Annotated in this window: 21 protein-coding genes; 9 read left to right on the top strand and 12 right to left on the bottom strand. The window is 69.9% G+C overall.

Annotation, left to right across the window (positions count from 1 at the left end):
• Positions 1-49: 49 nt before the first annotated feature.
• Positions 50-712, bottom strand: a complete 663-nt coding sequence (locus DLJ58_RS28545; RefSeq protein WP_124860913.1) for a response regulator — start codon at positions 710-712, stop codon at positions 50-52.
• A complete protein-coding gene (locus tag DLJ58_RS28540) occupies positions 709-1,848 on the bottom strand; it encodes a sensor histidine kinase (RefSeq protein WP_124860911.1) in 1,140 nt (379 codons plus the stop codon). Before DLJ58_RS28540 ends, DLJ58_RS28545 begins: the two co-directional genes overlap by 4 nt.
• A gap of 183 nt (positions 1,849-2,031) precedes the next feature.
• Between DLJ58_RS28540 and DLJ58_RS28535 the strand changes: the two genes are divergently transcribed.
• The gene (locus DLJ58_RS28535; protein WP_124860909.1) at positions 2,032-3,297 is read left to right on the top strand and encodes a prolyl oligopeptidase family serine peptidase; all 1,266 of its coding nucleotides are present in this window, start codon (positions 2,032-2,034) and stop codon (positions 3,295-3,297) included.
• 52 nt (positions 3,298-3,349) lie between these two features.
• On the opposite strand, the gene DLJ58_RS28530 is transcribed toward DLJ58_RS28535, so the two are convergent.
• From DLJ58_RS28530 to DLJ58_RS28520, 3 genes are all read right to left on the bottom strand, one after another.
• Positions 3,350-3,874: a hypothetical protein gene (locus DLJ58_RS28530; protein WP_124860907.1), complete on the bottom strand. Its 525-nt coding sequence runs from the start codon at positions 3,872-3,874 to the stop codon at positions 3,350-3,352.
• 110 nt (positions 3,875-3,984) lie between these two features.
• Entirely contained in the window at positions 3,985-5,565 is a 1,581-nt protein-coding gene (locus DLJ58_RS28525; RefSeq protein WP_124860905.1) for an RICIN domain-containing protein, read from the bottom strand.
• Positions 5,566-5,704: 139 nt separating this feature from the next.
• Entirely contained in the window at positions 5,705-7,219 is a 1,515-nt protein-coding gene (locus tag DLJ58_RS28520) for a family 43 glycosylhydrolase (RefSeq protein WP_124860903.1), read from the bottom strand.
• A 258-nt stretch (positions 7,220-7,477) separates the two neighbouring features.
• Between DLJ58_RS28520 and DLJ58_RS28515 the strand changes: the two genes are divergently transcribed.
• Positions 7,478-7,912: a glutaredoxin domain-containing protein gene (locus DLJ58_RS28515; protein ID WP_124860901.1), complete on the top strand. Its 435-nt coding sequence runs from the start codon at positions 7,478-7,480 to the stop codon at positions 7,910-7,912.
• 4 nt (positions 7,913-7,916) lie between these two features.
• Here the strand turns inward: DLJ58_RS28515 and DLJ58_RS28510 are convergent, their stop codons facing one another.
• Positions 7,917-9,104, bottom strand: coding sequence for an amidohydrolase family protein (locus DLJ58_RS28510; RefSeq protein ID WP_208741383.1), 1,188 nt, complete (start codon positions 9,102-9,104; stop codon positions 7,917-7,919).
• Between the two features lie 371 nt (positions 9,105-9,475).
• Between DLJ58_RS28510 and DLJ58_RS28505 the strand changes: the two genes are divergently transcribed.
• Positions 9,476-10,363, top strand: coding sequence for a DUF1963 domain-containing protein (locus DLJ58_RS28505; RefSeq protein ID WP_124860899.1), 888 nt, complete (start codon positions 9,476-9,478; stop codon positions 10,361-10,363).
• A gap of 111 nt (positions 10,364-10,474) precedes the next feature.
• Complete coding sequence (locus DLJ58_RS28500; RefSeq protein ID WP_124860897.1) at positions 10,475-11,428, top strand: cyclase family protein; 954 nt, start codon at positions 10,475-10,477, stop codon at positions 11,426-11,428.
• 43 nt (positions 11,429-11,471) lie between these two features.
• Here the strand turns inward: DLJ58_RS28500 and DLJ58_RS34755 are convergent, their stop codons facing one another.
• Positions 11,472-12,149 carry a hypothetical protein gene (locus DLJ58_RS34755; protein WP_244219166.1) on the bottom strand — a complete coding sequence of 226 codons (678 nt, stop codon included), beginning with the start codon at positions 12,147-12,149 and terminating at the stop codon, positions 11,472-11,474.
• Complete coding sequence (locus DLJ58_RS28490) at positions 12,146-12,673, bottom strand: hypothetical protein (RefSeq protein WP_124860895.1); 528 nt, start codon at positions 12,671-12,673, stop codon at positions 12,146-12,148. The genes DLJ58_RS34755 and DLJ58_RS28490 overlap by 4 nt, the downstream gene beginning before the upstream one ends.
• Positions 12,674-12,936: 263 nt before the next feature.
• On the opposite strand from DLJ58_RS28490, the gene DLJ58_RS28485 reads away from it, so the two are divergent.
• Complete coding sequence (locus tag DLJ58_RS28485) at positions 12,937-15,417, top strand: M14 family zinc carboxypeptidase (protein WP_124860893.1); 2,481 nt, start codon at positions 12,937-12,939, stop codon at positions 15,415-15,417.
• An 80-nt stretch (positions 15,418-15,497) separates the two neighbouring features.
• Here DLJ58_RS28485 and DLJ58_RS28480 read toward each other — a convergent pair whose 3' ends face one another.
• Entirely contained in the window at positions 15,498-15,965 is a 468-nt protein-coding gene (locus DLJ58_RS28480) for a cupin domain-containing protein (protein WP_124860891.1), read from the bottom strand.
• 111 nt (positions 15,966-16,076) lie between these two features.
• On the opposite strand from DLJ58_RS28480, the gene DLJ58_RS28475 reads away from it, so the two are divergent.
• Positions 16,077-16,553, top strand: a complete 477-nt coding sequence (locus tag DLJ58_RS28475) for an RrF2 family transcriptional regulator (protein ID WP_244219165.1) — start codon at positions 16,077-16,079, stop codon at positions 16,551-16,553.
• A 39-nt stretch (positions 16,554-16,592) separates the two neighbouring features.
• Here the strand turns inward: DLJ58_RS28475 and DLJ58_RS28470 are convergent, their stop codons facing one another.
• Complete coding sequence (locus DLJ58_RS28470) at positions 16,593-16,946, bottom strand: VOC family protein (protein ID WP_124860889.1); 354 nt, start codon at positions 16,944-16,946, stop codon at positions 16,593-16,595.
• A gap of 59 nt (positions 16,947-17,005) precedes the next feature.
• Here DLJ58_RS28470 and DLJ58_RS33920 point away from each other — a divergent pair, with 59 nt between their 5' ends.
• Positions 17,006-17,146 carry a hypothetical protein gene (locus DLJ58_RS33920; protein ID WP_158629637.1) on the top strand — a complete coding sequence of 47 codons (141 nt, stop codon included), beginning with the start codon at positions 17,006-17,008 and terminating at the stop codon, positions 17,144-17,146.
• A gap of 45 nt (positions 17,147-17,191) precedes the next feature.
• Positions 17,192-17,854 (top strand): tetratricopeptide repeat protein, encoded by a 663-nt coding sequence (locus tag DLJ58_RS28465; RefSeq protein WP_124860887.1) that lies wholly within the window; start codon positions 17,192-17,194, stop codon positions 17,852-17,854.
• Positions 17,855-17,912: 58 nt separating this feature from the next.
• Here DLJ58_RS28465 and DLJ58_RS28460 read toward each other — a convergent pair whose 3' ends face one another.
• Both DLJ58_RS28460 and DLJ58_RS28455 read right to left on the bottom strand, forming a co-directional pair.
• The gene (locus tag DLJ58_RS28460) at positions 17,913-19,127 is read right to left on the bottom strand and encodes an RNA polymerase sigma factor (RefSeq protein ID WP_124860885.1); all 1,215 of its coding nucleotides are present in this window, start codon (positions 19,125-19,127) and stop codon (positions 17,913-17,915) included.
• Positions 19,127-19,513 carry a YciI family protein gene (locus tag DLJ58_RS28455; RefSeq protein WP_124860883.1) on the bottom strand — a complete coding sequence of 129 codons (387 nt, stop codon included), beginning with the start codon at positions 19,511-19,513 and terminating at the stop codon, positions 19,127-19,129. The genes DLJ58_RS28460 and DLJ58_RS28455 overlap by 1 nt, the downstream gene beginning before the upstream one ends.
• A 436-nt stretch (positions 19,514-19,949) precedes the next feature.
• On the opposite strand from DLJ58_RS28455, the gene DLJ58_RS34975 reads away from it, so the two are divergent.
• Positions 19,950-20,391: cellulose-binding domain-containing protein (locus tag DLJ58_RS34975; RefSeq protein WP_208741382.1), on the top strand; the 442-nt coding region annotated here is incomplete at its 3' end.

Below are 20,391 nucleotides of genomic sequence, written 5' to 3'. Positions count from 1 at the left end.
CGCGATCGGGTCGGCCCATGGTCGGACGCCGTCGTCGTACTTCCGCCGGTCACCAGTGCCGTCGGCGGCGGTTGGTCTCGTACGCCCACATCGCCAACTCGACCCGGTTACGCACCCCCAGCTTGGTCATCAGGCTGGTGACGTGCGACTTGACCGTGCTCAACGTGATGTAGAGCTCGTCGGCGATCTCCTGATTGGTGCGTCCGCGCGCGACGGCGACCAGGACCTGCTCCTCCCGGTCGGTGAGCGCCTCGATGGGCTGCGTGCGCGGTGCGGCCGGATCCGCGTCGGCGAACGCCTTCAGCAGCCGCGTGGTGACGCTCGGCGCGATCAGCGCGTCCCCGTTGGCGGCGGCGTGCACGGCCTGGCTGAGCAGGTCAGGTCCGGCCTCCTTGAGCAGGAAGCCGCGGGCGCCGGCCCGCAGCGCCGCGTACACGTACTCGTCGAGGTCGAAGGTCGTGATGACGACCACCGCGAGCGGCTCCGGGACCGTTGGCCCGGCGAGCGCCCGGGTGGCCTCGATGCCGTCCATGCCCGGCATCCGAATGTCGAACAGACACACGTCGGGGCGGAGCCGCCGGGCGAGTTCGACCGCGTGGCGGCCGTCGCCGGCACCACCGACGACCTCGATGCCGGGCTGCGTGTTCAGGATGATGGTGAGGCCGGTACGGACGATCTCCTGGTCGTCCGCCACGAGCACGCGAACCGTCACGCGCCGACCCCCTCGCGCGGAAGCACGGCCGTGACGGTCCATCCGCGGTCGGGATCGGGGCCGGCCTCGCAGGTGCCGCCGAGCAGGTCGGCGCGCTCCTTCATTCCGACCAGGCCGAAACCGGGAGGGCCGGCCGGACGGGCGGCGCCGACCTCGCCATCGTCGCTGACCCGCAGGCGCACGGACGTGTCGTCGGCCGCGACGCTGACCTCGATGCGGGTGGCGTGGCGGGCGTGTCGACGGGCGTTGGTGACCGACTCCTGGGCCAGGCGGTAGAGCGCGGAGCCGACAGTGGGCGGAAGGTCGCCGAGGTCGCCGCACAGCTCCACGTCCACGGCGGGCCCGGTGCGGAACTGCCCGGCGAGCCGCCCGATGTCGGCGACCTGCGGGTTGGGCGCCAGGTCGGCGGGCTCGTCGCGGCGCAGGACGCGGACCATCGCGCGCATCTCGGCCAGCGCACGGGACGCCTCGGCCTCGATGGTGTGCAGTGCCTCGACGGCGGCACCCGGCTGGGTCGCCGACGCGGCGATGCCGGCCTGGGCGCGGATCGCCATCGCCGACACGTGATGCGCCACAGTGTCGTGCAGGTCACGGGCGAGCCGCTCCCGCTCCAACAGCTTCACCTGATCGAGTTCGCGCAGCCGGGCGGCGGCGCGGAAGCGGATCGCGACACCCAGCGTGGCGGCGGCGAACATCACCGCGAAGCCGGCGACCAACTCGCCACCGTCGACCGACCCGACCAGACCAGCGGTCGTCACCTTGGCCACCACGAAGAACGAGCCGATCACGGCATCCCGGCCGGAACCCCAGCGGAACAGCGCGTGCACCAGGACAACCAGGAAGCTCGCCGTGAACAGTTGGCACGGATCGCCGGGCAGCACGAACGGCGCGACCGTCGTGCAGCCGAACGCGATCACCACCATCGCGAGCGGCGCCGTACGCCGCCACAGGAGCGTGGGCAGCAGCGCGAGCACGACGACGACGCAGCCCACCCGCCAGGGCAGATCAGGTCGGACGATCCCTTCCACCACGATCGCCGGCCCGAGGACGACGATCACCGCCCAGTCGCGCCACGTCCGCGACGGGGCGGGGGAGACACGCGGCTCGGCCAAAACCGCGTGCAGGCGAGGGTGCATGGCATTCATCGTACGAACGGTGGTGCGACTCCAGATCGTCCCAAAGTACGAGGCGGGCGGCCTGGTTGCCGGTGGATCAGGCGGAGTGGAGTCCAGTGCCCCACACCGGTTGCCAGCTGATCTCCACCGCGTTACGTTGAGATGCCATCGACGATCGTCTAAATCGTGAGGTACGGGGGCCGCATGTCCACGCCTGTCACTCGTCGCACCGTTCTGGCCGGAGGGGCCGGTGCCGCCATCGGCCTGGCCCTGCCCAGCGTCGCCGCCCACGCCGGTGGTCACCACCCCACCAGCGTGAGGTTCACCCTCGACGCGAGAACGCTCGACGGCGGTGAGCAGGTCACCTCGGTCACCCTCGACACCGCCCGGCTCGGGCCGATCGACCCGGCCGGGCTGACCCCGCGCACGTTCAGCGTGCACGCCAAGGCCACCAGCCCGATCCCGATCGCCCCCGGCGACCTGATCTTCAGCGAGTACGACCTGGACCGCACGGTGACCGCCGCCCGGCTCGACCGGCACGGCAACATCGTGCTGGAGCTGAGCCACGCCGAGGGCCAACCCGGCGGTGGCACCCTCGGGTACATCCTGAGCAGGGGCCGCAACGTCCGGCTGGACCTCGTCTACACCATCACCCAGAACACCCCGATCGTCCGGCGCCACGGCACGCCGCTCACCATCACGCGCTTCGTGCAGGGGCGGCTGTCCAACCCCGAGGTCGACGCCTTCAGCCACCACGTCTCGGGTTCGGGTCTGAAGTACCGGCTCTACTCTCCCGACCACTCGCCCCGGCACGGTAGGCGACCCCTGATCGTCTGGCTGCACGGCGGCGGCGAGGGCGCCTCACTGCCCGACGACTACTACGACAACGAGACCACGCTGCGCGCCAACCGGGGCGCACTCGGCTTCGCCACCCCGCAGGCCCAGCGGATCTTCTCCGGCGCGTACGTCGTCGCTCCGCAGAGCACCTCCTACTGGATGGAGGACGGCCCCCGGTTCGCCCCGCTGATCCGCGAGATCGTCCAGGACCTCGTCCGCCGCAAGCGTGTCGATCCGGACCGGATCTACGTGGTCGGGTGCAGCAACGGTGGCTACATGTCACTGGAGATGACAGTCGCCTACCCCGACCTGTTCGCCGCGTCGGTGCCGATCTGCGGCGTCGTCCAGCCGCTCAGCGGGGAGGGCCCGCCGCTGATCACCGACGCGGAACTGGCGCAGATCCAGACCCCGACCTGGCTGGTCACCTCGCTCGACGACGACACGGTGCCGCCCCAGACCAACACGATCCACGCCCACGACCTCATCCCGGGATCCCTGGTCAGCCTGTACGACAACGTCGTCTGGAACGGCTACCAGTTCCCCGGCCACTGGTCCTGGATCTACGTGGCCCGCAACGACCCGAGCCTCAACGGCACCCACATCTGGCAGTGGATGGCCCGCCGTCGTCGGTGATCTGCCGTCCAGGGTCATGCCAGCCGGTGCCGGTGGCACCGGCTGGCGCCGATCACCGGTTGCGGCCTAGTTCCCGCAACACCCCGTGCCGGCGCAGGGCCCAGGCGAGGCGCCGGACGCTCGGGTGCCGCACGAACAGCACCGCCGCCCGGCGGATCAGACCGAACCGGTCCTCGCTCAGCTGGTTCTCGATCGCCTGCCAGATCAGCTCGCGCACCTTGGCGCTGGCCAGCACCGCCCGCACCTCACGCCGCACCACAGGATCCTCGGCCGCCGACGCGATGGCGGCAGCCTGACCCGGCCGGTCCGCCAGCGGCTCCACCGCCGCCGCGACGAGCGGCCTGCGCACCTCGTCCTGCTCCAGCAGCAGCAACACCGCTTCGCGGATCTCGACAGTGTCCAGGGCGGACCGCAGCAGGCTCAGCAGGCTGCGTTCCACCTCGTGGTCATGGTCCGGAACGGACAGCGTGGCCAGCAGCACCGCGACCTCATCGAGATCGACGACGTGTCGCACCCCGGTGCGGAACTCCGGCAACTCCCACGCGACCTGCAGAGCCTTGACGAGATTGCGGTTCATGGGCCATCGCTACCCGCAAGCGCCAGCGGACGAAACCCCGCTACCGGTCCGGGCTGGCGCGATCCGGCTCGGAGCGGCCGCCCCGATACGGGCGGCCGCTCCGCACCGGGTCAACACCACGTCAGCGTCGAGTTGACCCGCGTGACGTTGCTGATCGTGTTGTTCGCTCCACCGCACGGGCTCTGGGTGATGTTGGTGCCGCTGACGGTCAGATTCTGGAATCGGATGCCGGAGGAGATCGGGAACTCGCTCCGGGCCGCGATCCGCACCTCGCCGCCGCCCGTCACCGTCCCGGACACCCCGGCGATCACGACGTTGTAGCAGTTCTCCACCAGAATCGAGTTGTTCCCCGTGTTGGAGATCGTCACCCGGTCGATGACCGCGCCACCGGACTCCGACACGCAGAAGATTCCCCGACCACCGCCGGACGCGAGCACGGTTCCGACCCGGATGTTGGTCGGGTACGAGTTGCCCACCCGGCCGTTGCGGTTGGCCATCCGGAACGCGGCGTACCCGGTCCCGGCCCCGGCGCCCTGCGCGTCGACGGTGCCCACAGTGGCGTTGATCGTGTCATTGAGCAGCAGGCCGGAGTCCCGGGTGTTCCGGGCCGTGACCGTGCCGATCGTCAGACCGTCCACGCCGTACGTCTCCACCCCGTGGGTGCCGGTCCCCGACACGTACACGTTGTCGATGCGGACGTTGCGCACCTTGACCGCTCGATCTCCACCGTGGTTGTCGATGCGTACGCCCAGACCGGCGGAGAGCCGCATGTCGATCTGCCCGAGAGTCAGGTTGTTCACGTTGCGCATGAAGATCCCGTACAACGGCGCACCGGTCAGCGTGAGGTTCTGCACCTCGACGTCCGTGGTGCCCCGCGAGTACACCGGCGCCTGGTCACCCGAACCCGACCCGGTCACGTTGATCGTGCCGCAGACGGCCAGGGTCGTGTACGACGGCAGCGACAACCGCGAACCCGCGCTCATCGAGCCGGAGCCGCGAACCACCACCCGCTGCTTCGACGTACGGCCCGCCGAGAGCGAGTTGACCGCCGCCTGCATCGCCGACAGCATGTCCGCGCCCGAGTAGACCGTCGACGAGCCATTGCGGGCCGTCCAGGTGCTCCCGCTCAGTACGGCCTCGGCGTTGCTCGACCCGCTGCCACAGCCGGTGGTCGGTGGCGTGCTGCCGCCACCTACCGCGACCAGCTGCCACTGCTGGTTCGGGCCGTTGAGGTCGGCGTACTGACTGATCCGGCCCCCGTCGGCGGTGGACCGCTCCCAGACCTCAAGTGCCTTGGCGGAGTGGCGGTTGATCAGCCGGACGTAGCCGCCGTCGGAGTCGAGGACCTGGAACTGCTGGTTGGTGCCGTTGAGATCGGACCACTGGCGGTACTCGGCGCCGTCGGCGGTGTTCCACTCCCAGAGGTCGACGACCTTGCCGCTGTGCCGGGCCTTGAGGCGGTAGTAGCCGCCGCCGGACGAGACGAACTGGAACTGTTGCCACGCGCCGTCGTTACGGGACCACTGCTGGATCACTGCGCCGTCTGACGTCGAGGTGTCCCGGACGTCGAGGACCTTGCCGCTGTTCCGATTGACCAGGACGTAGTAGGCGTTGGTGTCGATGCTCGCCGCCGCTGCCGGCGGTGCGCCGACCAGAGTGGCACCGGCCGTGCCGACCAGCGTGGTGATCATGGCGAACACCAGGCCCGTACGCCGGCCGCGACAAATCGATCCGCCGCTGGACGGTCTTCTGGTGATGCTGAAGGGCATGGCTCCTCCTGGCTGGAATGGGCTCCGGGCGAACCTGGACGGGTGTCGACGACCGCGGTACCTACTCGAGGTGGAAGGTGGCCGAGGCGCGCTCGGCGCTCGAAGTGACCGCCTCGATGTAGAGCAGTCCGTCGCGGTGGCGCACGTGGCGGCCCGGGAAGTTCTGCGACTCCAGGGAGATCCCGGCGCTGTCGGCGAGGCCGGCTTGACGACGGAAGCTCGCGTCGCCGCCGAACAGCGCCGAGCCGTCGTTCTTCTCCACGTACAGGGCGTAGCCCCGGTGGCGTAGGTAGTAACCGGGGAAGTTGGTCGACTCCAGCGACACCGAACCGCCGCCAGCGAGGCCGGTGACGATGCGGAACTGGGAGTCGGCCAGGTTGGTCACGTTCGGCTCGATCCGTGCCCGGTAGTCGTAGTGCCGGATGAAGCTGCCGGCCTGGTCATGGGACCGCAGCCGCACCGGTGTGACCCCGTCGGGCACCGGGATGCCGAAGTTCGGGGTGCCGTCGGCGTTCCAGTACACCTTCTGTAGCCGGGTGCGTCGGTTCGGGTCGTTGAGCGGATCGCCGGTGATGTCGCGGTAGTTCCGGTCGTGGTAGACGAGGACGTCACTCTGCCCGTCCTCGGAGACGGTGAACGAGTTGTGGCCGGGGCCGTACTGGCCGGTGGCCGCGTTGCTGGCGAACACCGGGCTGGGGCTCTTGCTCCAGGAAGCGGCGTCGAGCAGGTTCGCGCTGGCGGAGGCGCTCAGCATCCCGAGGCAGTAGTTGGCGTCCGTGGCACTGGCCGAGTAGGTCAGGAAGATCCGGCCGTTTCGTTGGATTACCGCCGGTCCCTCGGCAACCCGGTAACCGCGGGTCTCCCAGTCGTACGTCGGCACGACGAGTCGGGTCACGGTGCCGGTGATCTGCCACGGGTTGGCACCCATTCGGGCGAGGTAGACGTTGGAGTTGTTTCCGATCGACGGCTCCTGCTGTGCCCAGGTCAGATAGCGCACTCCGTTGGCGACGAAGGTCGAGGCGTCCAGGCTGAAGGTGTCCCAGGGTGTCGTGATCCGGCCGCGTTCCGTCCACAGACCGGTCAGCGGATTCGCGTTGGCGTTCTCCAACACGTACATCCGGATCCGCCACACGTCGTCGGTCCGGCCCGCGGCGAAGTAGACGTACCACCGGTTGTTGATGAAGTGGATCTCCGGCGCCCAGATGTGGGCGCCCATCTCTCCGCTGGTGTGACGGCTCCAGATCGTCGTCTCCGCGGCCGTTGCCAACCCCTGCAGGGTGGTCGCCCGGCGCAGCACGATCCGGTCGTACTGCGGCACCGTAGCGGTCAGGTAGTAGTAGCCGTCGGTGTGCCGGAAGATGTGCGGGTCGGCCCGCTGGTTCACCAACGGGTTGGTGAAGTTGACGGCTGGCGCGGCGTGCGCCGGCGCGGCCGCGGGCAGGCCGGCCGACACGGCCAGCACCACCAGCGCCGCGGCCAGCGCCGACCGCAGACGTCGAGGGACACCGTGGCCGGCAGACCCCCGGCGGACGGCCCGACGGGTGTTCGGGTCGGTTCGAGGGAATGGCAGCGGCATGTGTCCTCCGCGAGATTGGGAACGGCCATTGACCAGCACCTGTAGCGCCGCCGCGATGCCATGGCCGGTCCGGTCGACGTCGAGCGGTGGCGTCGGGCAGGACCGGGGGAGAAGCGCGAAGGGCTGGGAATGTGACGGTGGCGTTGCTACCAGGTGGCGGAGTTCATGTTGGCGTTAACATCGATACATGTCAAGGCTTGATGGCCGCCGACCTGGCCGGAAGAGCGCCATCGCGTACCTGGGGGTAGGGTCCTCGGCGTGCTGCGACGATGGGTTCTGGCGATCCTGATGGCGGCGTGCGGCGTGCTGGTGGCGGTGACGCAACTGGCCGCCGGTCTGCCCGTCGTCGGCGGCGTCGAGTTGCTGGTCTTCCTGGCGTTGGCGCTGCTGCTGTCGCCGTGGGCCTTCCCCCGCTCGATGGGCGCCGCCGAGGCGCAACGGGCCAGCGCGGTGGACGGCCGGCCGATCGTGTACTGGCGTCCCGGCTGTCACTACTGCCTGCGGCTGCGGTTCTCCCTCGGCCGGCTCGCCCGGCGGGCGCACTGGGTGGACATCTGGCGCGACCCGGCCGCTGCCGCCGCCGTCCGGGCGGTAGCCGACGGCAACGAGACAGTGCCCACCGTCGTGCTCGGCGATCAGGCTGTCGTGAACCCCGACCGGGCCTGGGTCCGCGAGCAGCTCCGCGCATCCTGACCCTTCATCTCACCGGCACACCGGCGCGGTACACCGCGAGCGGGCGGCGCAACACCGTTATGTCGCTCGTCGGGTCGCCGTCCACGATCAACAGGTCGGCCTCGAACCCGGGGCGGACCCGGCCCTTGCGTCGCCCCAGGCCACACACCTCGGCGCCGACCGACGTGGCCGCGGCGAGGGCGACGGTGGCGGGAATGCCGCAGGCCACGTACTCGACGAGCGTCTCGGGCAGGATCCCGTGCGGCTTCGCAGGGCCGAGGCCCGCGTCCGAACCGGCCACCAGGCGGACCCCGGCCCGGTGCAGGGTGGCAACGCCCTCGCGCAGCGCTGCCTCGCTGAGCCCGGCCCGCGCCGCCATCTCCACCACCTCCGGTGGCGTGACCACGGCCGGGTCGGTGCCGAGCGTGGCACAGACCGCCACCCCGGAAGCGGCCAGTCGGTCCGCGAGCTCAGCGGGAACACGAGCGCCGGTCACGGTGACGCAGGTGCAGTGCTCGATGCCGTCCACACCGACGCGCAGCGCCTGCTCGACCGCGCTGAGCGCGTGCGCGGTCACCGGCAGGTCCAGATCGTGGGCCTGCGCCAGTGCGGCGGTCAGCTCCTCGTCGGTGAACTGCGGCCTCGTGGTGTCGGTGCCCGGGGTGAACACCCCACCGCTGGCCATGACCTTCACCAGATCGGCACCCGCCGCCGCCCGCAGACGTACGGCCTCGCGAACCCCGTCGACACCGCTCGCCTCACCTCCCAACGACCAGCAGTGCCCGCCGACGCTGGTGAGCGGTGCGCCGGACCCCACCACCGTTGGTAGGTCGTCCCGCACCCGCCGATCCCGCCAGCGCAGCACCGCGCCTCGCCGGTCGCCCAGGTCCCGGACCGTCGTCACGCCAGCGGCCAGATGTTTGCGCAGTGACGCCTCGACGACCGCGTCGAGGCCCGCCTCGCGCTGCTCGGCGAGCCGACCGAGCGCGTCCGGTCCGGCGTCGGCACAGAGGTGTACGTGTGCGTCCACCAAGCCGGGTAGCAGGGTGCCGTTCGGCTCGTCGCGCACCGGCCAGCCCTCCGGCACCGCAGCCCTGTCCCGGCGCACGTCGGCGATGCGTCCGCCGTCGAGCAGGACCAGCGCCCCACCGTCCACGAGCCGTTCGCCGTCGAACATCCGGGCCACCCGGACCGCATGTTTCGTCATCGTCATCCCAGCCCACCCCCGCTCGGCGCAGTTACCACCGGTCATGGCCTGACCATCGCACCGCCGAGCGCGCGCAGCCTCCCTCGCCAGGGCGATGTCTCGTCCCCCAGCCGGGTTAGCGGCCCGCCGCATGGTGTTCCGCGCCGGGAATCCGCCCTTTGCTCTGCACCCGCCCATGCACCAGGCACGGTCCGTAACTGGCGCATGGGCGGGTGCAGAGCAAAGGTGGGCTGTATCTGGTGTGGCCGGCGGGGGGCGGGGCCACCGCGACCAGCGCGACCCGGACGGATGTCTGGTCGAGGTCGGACACAGCCTCCGGCGCCCCCGGTCGCCGGGTTCGTCCTCACATCGATGTCCTCATGGCATCATGCTGGCCCATGGATCATCAGGGGCAGTTTGGTCGTGCCGCGCGCGAGTTGAGCATCCCGGACGACGAGATCAGCCGGTTCACCGGGCACCTGCGTCTGTCGATCCGGTTGGGCGGCGGCTCCGGCGGTGCCCCGGTCGGGCAGTTCGGCGGGCTGCCCCGGCTGCCGGTGGGCGTGGACTGGCCGAGCGCCGGTGCCGGTCCGTTGCCGTTCATTTTCTCCGTCGACTGTGCGGCGTTGCCGAGAGTCGACGGCTTCGGCCTGCCGGCGGACGGCTCGCTGCTCTTCTTCCTCGACCACGCGGAGGACCACCTGGCCGGTGGCACCGGAGACCGGAGGTACGCGCGCGTCGTGTACGTACCGGCCGACACCGAAACCGAGGTGGCGGAGGACCCCAGCCTCCCCACCTTCGTCGGCGAGCAGTACGACCTCCGCGCGAGACTTGGCGCGGAACTGCCCCCTTGGATCACAACGCACGACGACGAGGACGAGGGCGACGAGGACGACCTGTCGCCCTTCCAGCAGCAGTTGGCCCGTGACCTGGAGCGTGACCTGCCGCATCTGGAGGAGCTCCGTGCGCTGGCCGACGACCTCTGGCCGCCCGATGAAGGGCTTGCCAGCGCCGATATCGGCGGATATGCCGACGACGAGGTGATGAGGAATATCGCCGAGCAGACCCTCGCCGGGCGGGAGAAGGCCGGTGAGATCGTCGTCCCGGTGGCGCAGTGGTATTCCCAGGTGGAGCAGGAAAAGCACCGGCTGACGAGCGAATGGGTGTCGCTCGCCCGGTTTCCGCTGGCCGATGGGTACTACTACGGCAGTTTCGTCATCCGCCACGACGACCTGGCCGCCGGTCGGCTGGGCGAGGCGCTCTCCGTGACCGATTTCAGTGAGTAGAACAGCGACGGCAGCACACCTGCGCTGCCTACGGCCGTCCGACGATCAAGCGGCCGGCTACCCTGACCTGCGGTGCCTCGACACCGCGTGACCAGAGGAGTCGATGCTGACATGACGGCAGGGCGACCGACGCCGACCCAGGACGGAGTGCTCGGGTACTTCGACACGCTGTCCAACTGGGGGCGGTGGGGCGACGACGACGAACTCGGAACGCTGAACCACATCACCGACGACGTCCGGCTTGCGGCGGCGCGGGCCGTGCGGCACGGCAGGAGTGTGTCCTGCGCGTGGGAGGTCGTCGCACCGGAAGACATGGAGCGGTCGACGACGACGTGCCCGTGCACCGCCGACATGCCGGGTGCGGAGAACATGCCGCCCGCCTTCCACGCCGACCGGCGCTGGGGCTTCTCGTCCGAGCGGCTCGGCATCTCGTTCCACGGCAACACCCTCACCCACCTCGACTCGCCGTGCCACATCTACTGGGACGGCACGATGTACAACGGGCGGTCGCACTCGTTGGTCGACGCCTCGACGGGCTCGGCGTGGGCGGCCGTCACGGCGGCCGCGAACGGGATCATCACGCGTGGTGTCCTGCTCGACGTTGCCGCGGCCCGCGGCGTGCCGTGGCTGGAGCCGGGGGAGGGCGTGCATCCCGACGATCTCGAGGAGACCGAGCGTCGCCAGGGGGTGCAGGTGCAATCCGGCGACGCGGTACTCCTGCGGACCGGCTACGGCCGTTTCCGGCACGAGAACGGTGCGGCCAGCGGCTTCACGCAGGCGGGCTGGCACGCGTCCTGCCTGCCGTGGCTGCACGAACGGGGGGTGGCCCTGATCGGCGCCGACACCCCCCAGGACGTTCAGCCGTCGGGGTACGACGACGTGTTGATGCCGGTCCACGCCGTGAGCCTCGTCGCGATGGGCCTGTGGATGCTCGACAACTGCGACCTGGAGGCGTGCGCGACGACGGCTGCCGAGCTTGGCCAGTGGGACTTTCACCTGGCGATCGCACCGGTCCGCTTCGCCGGCACGTCAGGCAGCCCGGTCAACCCGATCGCGACGTTCTGACCGGGAAGGCGTACGCGGGCGCGGCGGGGGCTTGCCGCGTTGCTCAGCTCAGCTCCAGGACGGGTCGGGTCAGGATCTCGTCGGCGTACCCGTCGTCAGAGGCGAGCCACTGGCCGAGATCCTCGTCCCGGTAGGCGGTGGCGAGGGCGAGCCACCCCAGGAAGAAACCGCTGCCTCCGCAGGTGGTGCTGCCGCCATCGCCGCCACAGACGATGGCACCGGCACGGTCAGACCGTGCCGGTCGGCGATCTCCTCGGTGACGCGGCGCGCGGCACCATCGGTGAGGTTGTTCCACTGCGTCGATCTGGTCGGCTCGACCCGGACCACCCTCAATGATCTTGACAATGAAGACGTGGTTGACCATCGGGCTGCCGCCTTCCGGGACGACGGCGGTCACCAGTGCGGTGTCGCCCACCATGCTGACGCACGTCACCTCGGCGTGCCCCTCGCTCACCACGCTCCCGTCGGGCAGCGCGTGCCGGAAACGGAACACGCCGTGGCCTGTCCCGTGGCGGTCGACCCAGCCCAGGACGCCAAACCGGATCTGATGACCGACCGTCCCCGGCTCGTCGTAGACGAATCCGCCGATGCCGGCGATCCACGCACCCGGCGTGGCCGGCACCTGGGGTGGGTCCTGGTCGTCGGCCCGCGCCGATCCCGGGGCACCGACGAGCACCACGGCCCCGCTGAGTACGGCGACAAGCAACCCGCGGATTGTCATGGCTTCTCCATTCTTCGAACATTGGCTGCGCGCCGGCCGTAGTCGGCCGCCACGGCGATGACGAGCGGTCCCCACCCGAGCATCGGGGCGTAGTAGCGGAGCACTTCCCAGCCGGGAGGCGGGTGCACCGGTTCGTCGTCGCCGATGCCTACCCAGGTGCTCTGCACGAAGTGGAACCTCTGGTTCAGGAGGAAGTAGACGCAGATGGCGACCAGCGACCAGCCGCCGATCAGCGCGACGCGCACGATCGGACGCGCGGGTATGCGGCGGCCTCCAACGCGGGGTAGCCAGGGCGGAAATCGCTGTCCCCACCTGTGCACCAGCCCGAGTGTCAACAGGGCCAGTCCCATCGACAGGGCGGATAAGAAGATCATGTACCACGGTGTGACGGCATCGTCGGTGAACACCAACGACAGGCGCCAGAGCGCGGACGGCAGGACGCAGAGCGGGACGGCGTAGGCGGCCCAGATCGCCCAGGGCGGCGGGGCGGCGGTCGAGACATGGGCAGAGTCAGCGAGGTTCATGGACGCTCCGATCCGGCTAGGCGGTCATGGCCGTGTCTACGATCGCCGGCTGCGTATCAGCTCTCCTCCCCGACAGATGGGGAAGCACTCCCTCTGCCGGGGGAAGGCCATCCGGGGTACGGACGCGGGCGGTGCGGGGCCGGCGACGGTCGCCTCAAGGAATGCTCAAATTCGATCGAGGCCAGCCACTGGAGCCGCGAACGCACATACGCTCACCGGACCGGTCCGCCGGCAATCACCCGTCGTAGGCAGAAGGAGGGGGAATGCGGCGATCACAACGGCGCATCGCGCTACTCGCGCTGTCCACCCTGGTGGGTAGCATCCTCGTGACGACCGGCCCTGCGGGCGCGGATCCCACGGGGTCGTCAGCCGCCGCGAGCCGATCCCAGCCTGAGGATCGTGAGTCGGTACGCCTCGTACACGTCAGGCTGACCGGCGCGGACATGCTGGACAAGGTGGCCGCGGCCGGCTTCGACCTCGAACATGGCCTCCGGCGCGTGCCGAACGGCATCGAGGGCGAAGCGGTGGTGACCGCCGAGCAGGCCACCGAACTCACGGCGATGGGCGTCGAGCTGCTCGGCGACGACGCGGGCTTCGCCTGGAGCAACGAGGCCGACGGTGGCATTGGCATCGGCGCGGCCAGCGCGCGGGCGGCCCAGCCGGCCAGCCACGACGCGACGGTACGCGTGGTTCGCGCCGACTGGTTCACCACAAAGGGTCAGGGCTTCCTCTACGTCGAGGCGCGGACCACCGAGGGGCAGCAGGCGGACCCGATCGTCGGGATGCAGTTGGAGAACGACTCGGGGAAGGGCACGCCGTTCGGCTTCGCCCGGACGATGAGCCGGTTCGTCGATTCGGGGCAGTACATGTTCCACCGGAACCTGTTCAAGCTCGACGTACGCCCCAACAAGATCAAGCTGACGAGTTCCACCGGTGGCGTCGCGACCGGCGTCGTCTCGAACTGGCTCGAGGACGCCCCGCCGCCGCTGACGGCGAACCCGTCCTACAAGTCGGACTTCGTGGACGGCTACCGTCACCCGCAGCAGCTCTACAGCCGTGCCATGGAGATCGCCCGTCAGTACCCGGACATCGCCGAGATCGTCTACCTGCCGAACCAGACGAACGGGTACCAACGCAAGGCGCAGGCCCAGATCGGTGGTACGGGGCAGGCAGCGGTCGTCGTCACCTCGGCGGCATGGGGTCACCAGGGCGGCAACGACATCACAGTGGACTTCGTGGACCGGCCCGACGCGAACCTTCCGCTCGCGGTGGAGGTCACCGGCAAGGCGGTTCGTGTCCTGCTCGCCACGGACGCCTCGGGTGCGCCGACGAGCACGGCCGCCGAGGTGGCCGAGGCGCTGCGGACCCGCTCTGCGGGGCTCATCGACCGGGCGCACCCGTACCGCACCAACGAGGGCACCGGCATCGTCGCTCCGACGGCCGGCCCGGTCGCGCTGACCGACTTCCTCGACCAGAAGCGCGTCGGGGCACCGGAGGGCGAGGTGCCGCGCGGCCCCGCGACGATCCCGGTCCTGCGGATCGGCAAGCATCGTGACGGTAAGAAGCCTGGTGTCCTCATCCAGGCGCAGGACCACGCCCGCGAGTGGGTGCCGGCGACGACCAGCCTGGAGTCGGCCGAACGTCTGGTGCACAACTACCGGTCCGACCGGGAGACGAAGAAGATCGTCGAGAACACCGACGTCTTCTTCATCCTGTCCAACAACCCCGACGGGGCGAACTACAGCTTCTACAACTTCGCCTCGCAGCGTAAGAACATGACGAACCACTGCCCGGACGCGAGCGCCGATCCGGCGCAGCGGAACTCCTGGGGCGTCGACCTGAACCGGAACTACCGGGTCGGGTCGGGCCACGACGGCTACGCGGGAGGGTCGACCAACTGCGTCAGTGGCACCTACCAGGGGCCGGGGGAGCTGTCCGAGCCCGAGTCGAAGAACATCATCTGGCTGGTCGAAAAGTACAAGAACATCAAGTTCATGATGTCGGTGCACTCCAACGGCGGCCAGCTCTTCTGGCAGCCCGGTGCCTACATCGCGGACGGCCGGATCACCACGCCACGTCCGCCACTGGGTGACGAGGCGTTCTACTGGCAGTCCGCCGCCCGGATCCTGTCGCAGGTCAAGGCGCACCGGGAAACTGTCGTCACGCCGGAGAACGTCGGCGGCTCGTCCGACGTCCTCTACTCCTCGGCGGGCAACGTACGCGAGGATCTGTACCACACCTACGGGATCTACGCGTTCGGCTGGGAGGTCGGCGGCTCCGTCTACAACCCGGCCACCGGCGACTGGCAGGGCGGTTCGTTCCAGCCGGAGTGGGACGGGAACCCCGAGCTCGTCAGTGGCCACGCCGAGACGATGGAGTACGCCAACGGGATCATGGAGATGTTCCGGGTCGCGGCGGACTGGGGCAGGGACAACAAGAACCCGACGTCCCAGCTGGTGCCCGGTGCGGGGCGCTACTCCGGGCCTGTCGACGTGCACTTCGAGACCAGCGAGCCGGCCACCATCTACTACACGACCGATGGCAGCCGGCCCACGCTCCAGTCGCCCCGCTACGCGGCGACCGAGTTCCGTGAGCCAGGGCAGGTGTTCCACGTGACCGAGACGACGACGTTCCGCTGGTTCTCGGTCGACAGCGCCGGCAACATCGAGAAGAACTACGACCCGACGAAGAACGACAAGCGCAACAACTACCGCACCGCGACGATCAAGATCGCCAAGAGGTAGCGCCCCACGGCAATCGTTGCCCCGTCGGTGCGGACCACCCGCGCCGACGGGGCGACTTCTGCACGAACAGGTCGCGCCGGTCAGCCCCGTCGGCCGGCCCACAACGGGCTGTCCACGTAGTGGTTGTCGTAACGGTCCTGGGTCTCGGCGACGTCCTGCCAGGTGGCTTCGCCCTGGTGCACCTTCTCGAGCAGTCGGTAGTAGTCGAACCGAGGCTTGCCAGGGGTGATCACGACGAGGAAGTCGGCATCCTGGCCGTCGGCGGGGGCGAAGGCGTGCCGGGTGCGGGGCGGAACGAACAGCGTGTCTCCCTTGCGCAGGGTGCGCACCTTGTCGTCGACGAGCATGTCGAGGGCGCCGTCGAGGATGAAGAACAGCTCGCCGGACTGGGTGTGCAGGTGTGGCGGAGCACCGTCGCTGCCGTGCTTGAGCAGGGTGCGGTTGCTGGTCAGGGCGCCGCCGGTGTGCTCGGGGTCGAGGAGCAGCGTGATCACGCTGGACGGGTCGCTGTCGAGAACCTCGGCCTGGGCTGCGCGTACCAAAGTCATTGTCGGCTCCTTCGTCGTTCAAACGGTTCCTAGACATTAGATATCCAGAATAAGATGACGCCACCGTTCATGACCGACGTCCCAAATCCTGGACAGGTAGAGTCCAGGAACATGCGGATGAGTCAGGGTGTCGAATGGGCCCTCCACACGTGCCTCAACCTGAGCTGGCTGGACGCGCCGGTGCCGACCAGCACCCTCGCCGCCTTCTACGAGCTACCGCCGGCGTACCTGAACAAGCAGCTTCAGGCCCTGGTCCGAGCCGGCATCCTGACGTCGACCTCGGGGCCGCGCGGGGGCTTTCAGCTCGCCCGCACCCCGGCGGAGGTCTCCCTGCTGGACATCGTGGCCGCGATCGAAGGCCCCGAGGAGCTGTTCCAGTGCGACCAGATCCTCCGCAAGGGCCCGGGCGAGCACGCGGGCGTCGACTATCGACAGTCTTGCGCGTTCGCCCAGGCCATGCGCGGCGCCGACCTGGCCTGGCGGCGGGAGTTGGCCGGTAAGACCGTTGCCGACGTCCGGGCCGACGTCGAGCGCGGGCACCCCGAAGCACCAGCCAACACCCGCGCCAGGATCGTGGAACTGCGCTAGGCCGTGGTCCGGCCCGCGGTCAGAATTGTCGAGATCACCTCAGGTGCGGTGAGCCGCCACGTTGATGACATTGCCGTCCGGAGCGCGGACGAAGAACCTGCGCACACCCCACGGCTCGGTGGTCAGCGGGTGCACGATCTCGTAGCCGAGCCGCTGTGCCTCGACATATGCGCCGTCCACGTCATCCACCTGCACGCTGATGACCGAGTCCTCGGGTGCGGTCGCGTCGCCGGAGACGAGCTGCACGGCCACGTCGGGGTCGGGCGAGGTGTAGCGGGCCACCCAACCCAGGTTGAATGCCTCGGCGCTCAAACCGAGAAAGTCGGTGTAGAAGCCCTTCGCGGCGCTGACGTCAGCCACCGGAAGGTTGGGCAGAATGCGGATGACGCGCATGCGGACCTCCAGCTCGGATGTCTGAGGCCCCTGATTATCCGCCTGACACAGCACTCGCCATGGCCGATCCTGACGCGGTGGCAGCCGACGACATGAGCGATGCCGAGAACTGGACCGGCGGGTTCTACGAGCTGATCCTGATCCTCGGGGCAGCCGATGACGCCCGACTCGACCGGGCCGTGGGCGCGTCTGCCGATTAGGCTGCCGGGCCCAGGACGGTAGCGGCGATGCCAGCGGGGGCGAGGATGAGCACCGACGATCGGATCGTACGGGCCCGAGAGATCTATGAACGGGCGGTGTTCGGCGGCGACGCCAGCGGGCTGAGAGGCGCCGAGCAGGGTCTGCACGCCGTCGAGGCCGATGCGGCGTTGGCGCGGGGGATGATCCTGCACGCCCGGTTTCAGAACGCGCCCGCCGACGCCGGCTCGTCGCCTACCGAGGATCCCGCCGAGCTGCCGCTGTTCGAGCGTGCGCTCGAGCTGTACCGGGCGCTGGGGGACCCGCGCGGGGAGGCCGAGGCGTTGTTCTGGATTGGTTGTCTGCACCAGTTCATCCGACGTGACGACGAAACCGCGGTTCCGTACCTGGAGCGGTCCTGCCGGCTGGCGGCGCAGACCGGCGACAAGCCGACCCGGTCGGAGGCGCTCCGGCATTTGGGCATCGCGGCGCACGCCGCCGGCCGGCTGGACGAGGCGCGCGAGCGGCTTGAGGAGTCGACCCGGCTGCGCCGGGAGGTCGGAGCGCTGGCGGGCGTGGCCTCCAACATGGTCGGGCTGGCTTACATCGCCGCCGCCCAGGACCGCGGAGCGGACGCCCTCGCCATCCTCGACGAGGCGCACGTCATCGCACGTACGCACGGCGCGCACGCCATCGCCCGGCACATCGAGCAGGCGAGAACGCAGATCTGAGCCTGCGACCACGGGCGGGCGAGCGGCCTTCGGGGTTCGGTCGGCGGTGCTGGAGCAGTCAGCTCAGCGCGGCCGCCTTGCCGAGCAGCACCGCGCGTTCGCGCTGATTGGCGCAGAGCCGGGCGGCCAGTTCCAGCTCGGCGCGCGCCTCCGGAAGCCGGCCGAGGCGGGTCAGCAGCTCGCCGCGTACGGTCGGGACGAGGTGTGACCCGGGGAGCCGGTTGGAGGCGATCAGCTCGTCCACGATGGCCAGGGCTGGCGCCGGACCCGAGGTCATGGCGACGGCGACGGCCCGGTTGAGTTCGACCACCGGCGAGGGCGCGACCCGGCCGAGAGTCTCGTAGAGCCGGACGATCCGGGCCCAGTCGGTCTTCTCGACCGAGGGTGCCGACGCGTGCGTTGCCGCGATCGCGGCCTGTAGACCGTAGGGGCCGAGGCCGCGCTGCGATGCCCTGGCCAGTGCGGCCAGCCCACGGCGGATCGCCGGGAAGTCCCACAGCCGGCGGTCTTGGTCCTCAAGGAGGATCGGAGTGCCGTCCGGGTCGGTCCGGGCCGGGAAGCGCGCGGCCGTCAGCTCGCACAGCGCGAGCAGGCCGTGCACCTCCGGCTCGTCCGGCTGTAGCGCGGCAAGTGTGCGGGCCAGCCGGATCGCCTCGTACGCCACGTCGGGGCGCAGCAGCCGGTCGCCCGACGTGGCCGTCGACCCCTCCGTGAAGATCACGTAGAGGACGCTGAGCACGCCGCCCAGCCGCTCCCGGCGCTCGCCGGCCGGTGGCTGCTCGAACGGCACTCCGGCCGCCGCGATCGCCTTCTTGCCCCGGGTGATGCGGGCCTGCACGGTCGGCACCGGCACCAGGAACGCACGGGCGATCTCCTCGGTGGACAGGCCGCCGACCACCCGCAGGGTCAGCGCCACCCGCGCCTCGCGGGAGAGCACCGGGTGGCAGCTGACGAACATCAGCGCCAGCACATCGTCGTCGATCCGGTCGGGGTCGATCTCCTGATCGAGCGCGGGATCGGCCGCCAACAGGGCGTATCGCTCGTGGAGGGCGACCCGGCGGCGGATCGCGTCGATCGCCCGCCGCCGGGCCGTGGCCATCAGCCACCCGGCCGGGTTGGCCGGAGAGGCACGTGGCCAGGACACCAGCGCCTCGGCCACCGCCTCCTGGGCGGCGTCCTCGGCCAGCCCGAAGTCGCCGGTGAACCGGGTCAGCGCGGCCACGATCCGCGCCGACTCGATCCGCCAGACGGCCTCGACGTCGGCCGTACCCATCAGACCTGGCCGTTGCTCTCGCCGCCCTGCGGGACCTCGTCGGCCTCGGCCACCCGTCGGACCTCGATCTTGGACCCGCGGACCGCCGGGACCCGCCTGGCCCACTCGACCGCCTCCTGTTTCGTGGCGACATCGAGCAGGAAGTAGCCGCCGAACAACTCCCTGGTCTCGCCGTACGGACCGTCGGTGACCACCGGTGCCTCGCCACCGAAGTCGACCACGACGCCCTGGCGCGGATCGTCCAGCCCTTCGGCCGCGACGAGAACGTCGGCCTTCATCATGTCCTCGATGAACTGGCGGGTGGTGGCCATCATCTCGTCGAGGTTGGCCATCATGGCCGAGTTCGTCTCATCGGTGCCCCGCATGATCAACATGTACTTCGACATCGCGTTCTCCTCATCCGACGGGGCCGTCTCCCGGCCCCAGCATCCCCACGTCGAACGGGCAGCCCACGGATCGACACGAGCCCGGACCATTCTTTCCCTGTCCCTGCTCCGCGATCTTGCACTTGCTGTCCCGGCATAAGGGGCATCCCGCCTATGTCGACAACTGAAACTGCATGATCGACGCGGCGGGGGAGCGCCGCCGACGCTTGATTCAATAGGCGTTCGTCAATAGATTGAGGGTGGGCGCCGCCGGGGTCCGGGGGACCGGACCGTCGGCGACTGACAGGTCCACCCCGAGCCGGGCATTTCGGTCGTACGCGCGACCGGTCGCTGTGGCGCACCGCCGCGCCGCATCCAGGGCACGTTGTCGCGCCGCGTCCGTCCAGGACGCGCCGCCGTGCCGCCTCCGCTCAGCTCGATGGCAGAAGGACCCTTCATGACGATTTTCCGTGCCCGCCCCGCCGCGACCCTGGTGGTCGCCGCCGCGCTGGCCACCGCCGTGACCACCACCGGAGCGGCCCTGCTCACCGGCCCGGCCGCAGCCGCCCAGGGCTGCCGGGTCGACTACACGCCCAACCAGTGGCCCGGCGGATTCACCGCCACCGTCAAGGTCTCCCCGGGAGACGCGGCCGTCTCCAGTTGGACCGTCACCTGGACGTACGCCGGGGACGAGCGGGTCACCAACGGCTGGAACGCCACGGTCAGCCAGTCCGGCGCGACGGTGACCGCTCGCAACGCGTCGTACAACGGCAGTATCCCGGCCGGCGGCTCCACCGAGTTCGGGTTGCAGGGCACGTACGGCTCCAGCGGTGGCGCGCCGACCGGGTTCAGCCTGAACGGCGTGCCACCGCTGGAGCCGTACGTGCCCTGCAACCCGA

The sequence above is a fragment of the Micromonospora arida genome, from assembly GCF_003857035.1.
Lineage (GTDB): Bacteria > Actinomycetota > Actinomycetes > Mycobacteriales > Micromonosporaceae > Micromonospora > Micromonospora arida.
Note: the sequence above shows the minus strand (reverse complement) of the source record. Positions and strands in the feature narration are given on the sequence as shown.